This is a genomic window from Orenia metallireducens, from assembly GCF_003001995.1.
Classification (GTDB): Bacteria; Bacillota; Halanaerobiia; order Halobacteroidales; family Halobacteroidaceae; genus Orenia; species Orenia metallireducens_B.
Map to the genome: position 1 here is coordinate 1 of NZ_PVNB01000073.1, position 2,010 is coordinate 2,010.

The following is a 2,010-nucleotide window of genomic DNA, read 5'->3' on the forward strand; positions in this document are numbered from 1 at the left end:
GCACATAAATAATCATTACCCTCATCAGCTGTATCAACATAACAGATAATCCTTTCATAATTCTCAGGCAATTCATCATAGCTTTGAAAATACTTATATAGCTTACCCTTCTGGTCAATTGGCTCCTGATGATAGTTAGCTCTGAATATCTCTGGAACCATATTAATTCGTAAACTTTCATAGCTCTTCTCCGACAATAAATCGGGGCATAGCATCTCACCATCCTCATTCTTAGCCTCTAACTTTAGTAGATACCACTCATTGCTTTCAGGACCAGCCAATATCCGACCACAGATATCTTTCTTAGCCCACCGAGTCATATTTACAATCTCAATAGCTCCCTCTTCCTTCCGAGAAAGAAAGGTTCCACTATACCAGGTCCAAATCTTATCTAAGGCTCTATCATTCAAAGCAGTCTCAGCATCCTTGACTGGGTCATCTACTATCGAAATATTACAACCCTTTCCCGTAATACTCCCTCCAATTCCTGCTCCCTTATAATTAAAGAATTCTCCTTCTAAAGCCCACTGATGATAGCTAGCATTTCCTTTTTTAATCCTACTTTCAGGAAAGATATCCTCATAAACAATCTCATGGGGATAAGTTTTAATCTCCATAATCCCATCTCTAGTATATCGAGAGAAATCAGTAGCAGCATCATCATTATAGCTACAAGTGATAATTCTATTGTTCTTCTTCCTACCCAATACCCATTTACAGAAATTAATTAAGGTTCTAGATTTCCCATGTCGAGGAGGCATATTCATCATCAACTTAGTGTAAACTTTTCCCTCTTCATTAACTAAAGTTCCTTCATACAATCTCTGTAAAGTATCACACAATAGCTTCAAATGCCACCTATGCTCCTGATAAAAATCTGGAGAGATAGTCTGACAAAACTCCCATAAGCTATCTCTGGAATCTCTAATACTCTTTTCCCGCTTAAGAACTAATAATCTCTCTTTATCCCTTCTACTCATCTTCATACTGCTTCAACTCTTCTTCTAGCTCTTCATCACTTATATAAGACAAATCTATATTGTAATTAATATCTCCTTGATGCTTAAAATCTCCTTTAATAATATCAGTAGCCTCACCATTTAATAATTGATATAGTTTGAATAATCTCTCCAAAGCCTCAATCTTATCCAACTCATCATCTATCTCCTCAGGTTGAGCAGTTCTCATAATATTATTAATCATATTCAGCAACTTAGGATTAAACTTATCCTTTATCTCATCTAACCTTTCACAATAAACCTTTTTAAAAATTTCATCCTCTAACCATCTATATAATTGCCTTCTACTAATGTCACACTTTTTTGCTATTTCAGTTTTGGTATATTCACCTGAGATAAGTAAGTCTATAGCCTTAAGCTGATTCTGGCTCAACCCTTCACTTTCGATATCTGTGACATTTTGTGCCTTGTTTTGATGCTGCCAGCAGTACCACTCCTCTTCAAAATCTATCTCTATTTCCTTTTCCCTAGTACATCTAGAACCACCACTCTTATTGCCACTACATTGGATTATTTTAGTCTCTTCTTGATTCATTTACTGACAACACCTCCTTTAGTATAAAAATTAGTGAACAGCAAAAAAGCCAAAAGCACTATGCTCTTGACTTTAATAATCTTTATTATTTGATTTTATCCAATCACTAATTACCAGTGACTAATTACTACTTTATATTATATCAATGATTTAATTCTTATATCTACCAAATTTATATCACTTTTAATTATAAATTTGTGACTTTATTATTGCCATTTAAAACCTTTATTTCTTTTATAATTCCATCTTTCATTAACGAGTTTACACAATAAAAATCTTTAAATACTCCTCTACACTCTCCGTTACAATTAATAGTTAAACAGCCCTTACCTATATCCTTTCTAGAAATAATCCTACTATCTGAACTTACCTTATATTCTAATCCTTCTTCTGTAAAATAATAATAGCTCATATTTAAAATTCACTTCCTATTAAAATTTTGTCATATCAAATTGA

At 33.3% G+C, this 2,010-nt stretch carries 3 protein-coding genes; all 3 read right to left on the minus strand.

Going from position 1 to position 2,010, the window contains the following annotated elements:
* The coding region (locus BX659_RS18575) for a terminase large subunit domain-containing protein (protein ID WP_258176168.1) at positions 1-980 on the minus strand (980 nt) is incomplete at its 3' end.
* Complete coding sequence (locus tag BX659_RS18580; RefSeq protein ID WP_097019711.1) at positions 973-1,554, minus strand: phBC6A51 family helix-turn-helix protein; 582 nt, start codon at positions 1,552-1,554, stop codon at positions 973-975. The genes BX659_RS18575 and BX659_RS18580, both read right to left, overlap by 8 nt.
* A 187-nt stretch (positions 1,555-1,741) precedes the next feature.
* Positions 1,742-1,966, minus strand: coding sequence for a hypothetical protein (locus tag BX659_RS18585; protein ID WP_097019712.1), 225 nt, complete (start codon positions 1,964-1,966; stop codon positions 1,742-1,744).
* Positions 1,967-2,010: the final 44 nt, after the last annotated feature.